Origin of the sequence: Oscillochloris sp. ZM17-4 (genome assembly GCF_019599295.1) — a bacterium.
Classification (GTDB): domain Bacteria; phylum Chloroflexota; class Chloroflexia; order Chloroflexales; family Chloroflexaceae; genus Oscillochloris.
In genome coordinates this window covers 20,475-22,216 of record NZ_JAIEWN010000039.1, presented here as the reverse complement: position 1 = coordinate 22,216, position 1,742 = coordinate 20,475, and the positions used below count along the sequence as shown (strand labels likewise).

2 protein-coding genes and 1 pseudogene are annotated in these 1,742 nt (G+C 71.9%); all 3 read right to left on the bottom strand.

The window, feature by feature from the left end:
* Positions 1 to 562: hypothetical protein (locus tag K2Z83_RS21610; RefSeq protein WP_220597261.1), on the bottom strand; the 562-nt coding region annotated here is incomplete at its 3' end.
* 84 nt (positions 563 to 646) lie between these two features.
* Positions 647 to 1,087, bottom strand: coding sequence for a TadE/TadG family type IV pilus assembly protein (locus K2Z83_RS21605; protein WP_220597260.1), 441 nt, complete (start codon positions 1,085 to 1,087; stop codon positions 647 to 649).
* A 72-nt stretch (positions 1,088 to 1,159) separates the two neighbouring features.
* Positions 1,160 to 1,742, bottom strand: a pseudogene (locus tag K2Z83_RS21600) (hypothetical protein); the annotation flags it as partial.

Below are 1,742 nucleotides of genomic sequence, written 5' to 3'. Positions count from 1 at the left end.
CGGCGGCGGTGATCCACGGCGTGTAGGTGCCCCAGCCGACGATGCCGGTCATCACCGGCCGCACCTCGGCGCAGAGCAGCGGGCTGGTCTCGGTCGTGTAGCTGCCCACGATGAAGCTGCAGGTGCCGCCCTGGGGCAGCACCGTCCAGCGCACGCGGGCGGCCAGCGTGCCGGCGTCCTCACCGAGGCCGCGCACGCCGGTGAGGTTGGTGCGCAGGAAGCGGTCGGCGATCTTTATCACCCCCCGGCAGGCCCCTGCGCCGCCCAGGGTGACGCCGACGCAGGGCGCGCTGACGCCGATGTCGCCCTCGCCCCGGGCCAGCCCCGCGTAGTCGAAGGACTGCACGGCCGAGCGGGTGGCCTGCTGGAGCGCGTCCTCGACCATGGCCACCTCCAGCCAGCGCTCGGCGACCTCGGCCACCAGCAGGGTGAAGGCGACCAGGAAGGGCAGGGCGAGGGCGACGAAGACGGCGGACTGGCCCCGCGCGCGCACGCGATAGCCGATAGCCGATAGCCGATAGCCGATAGGCCGACATTGAGAGCTGCGAAGATCTGCGCTCATTCGCTTGATCCTTTGCTGTACGTATACCGATGCCCTGTTCCCTGTCCCCTGTCCCCTGTCCCCTGTCCCCTGTTCCCTGTTCCCTTACTGGCTGTCCCTCTCTGCGGCGCGGGTGGCCTCGGCCCGCACGCTGAAGCGATCCATCAGCCCCGGCACGGGCACCCACAGCTCGCCCGCGTAGGAGACCTGCACGGTGATCGGGTCGTAGCGCCGGCACGGCGTGCGCGCGCAGCTCACGGCGATGCTGGCGTTGGTCGCATCGGTGCCGACCCCGCTGTCGATCACGTCCTCGGCGGCGCTGGACGCTGCCAGCGCCACCCCGCCGGCCAGCGCCCCCTGGTGCGCGCCCACCCGCGCCGCCTGGTTCACGGTGTAGCTGGCCAGCAGCACCTGGCCGACCCCGACCAGCCCGAGCAGCAGCAGCAGCAGGATGGGCAGCACCATCATGAACTCGATCAGGGCCTGGCCGCGCCGCCTGTACGCCCTCGCGCGGGGAGGGAGCGTCCGTTGTTTTTGTGTGATCATGGGGGTCTCCTTAACTTGTGTGCCACGGGGGTGGACTGTATCGGCTATCGGCTATCGGCTATCGGCTATCTCTCACCGGCTCCCCGGCGCGATCACGCTGCGCGGGATGAGCAGGTTCACGGTGAAGTCCTGGGCGATCAGCTGGCGGGCCGGGTCGGGCAGCGGCACCACCGGGATCTCTGGCAGCGGCACCCCGCCGATGCTGCCGGGGTAGGCGTTGACGATCCAGACCTCGACCTCGACCTCGACGCGGATTCCCACCGACTCCAGCGGGTCGAGGGTGTACAGGTACACGTCGTTGCGCATGCGCGGCGCCGGCGGCTGCGTCCAGTAGGCGTGGGCCTGCGTCGCCAGCTCGGCCTCGGCCAGCGGCGCCGGGCTCGCGATCGCGCTGCGGCTCTGCCCGCCCAGGTAGGCGTAGGCGCAGCCGCCCAGCCGCTGCGGCACCGTCGTCGGCTGCGCCCTGGCCCGGCAGCCGGCCACACCCCGGTCATCGGCCGCCTGCGGGTCGCGGGTCGCCCCGTTGACCGTGAGGCCCGCCACGCTCCAGCCCACCACCCGCGCCCGGTATTCGTAGGGGAAGGGCAGCGGCTCGTCGGGGAAGGAGATCCCGCCCAGGCGCGGGGTGAAGTCCAGCACCTCGCCCGCCGGCCAG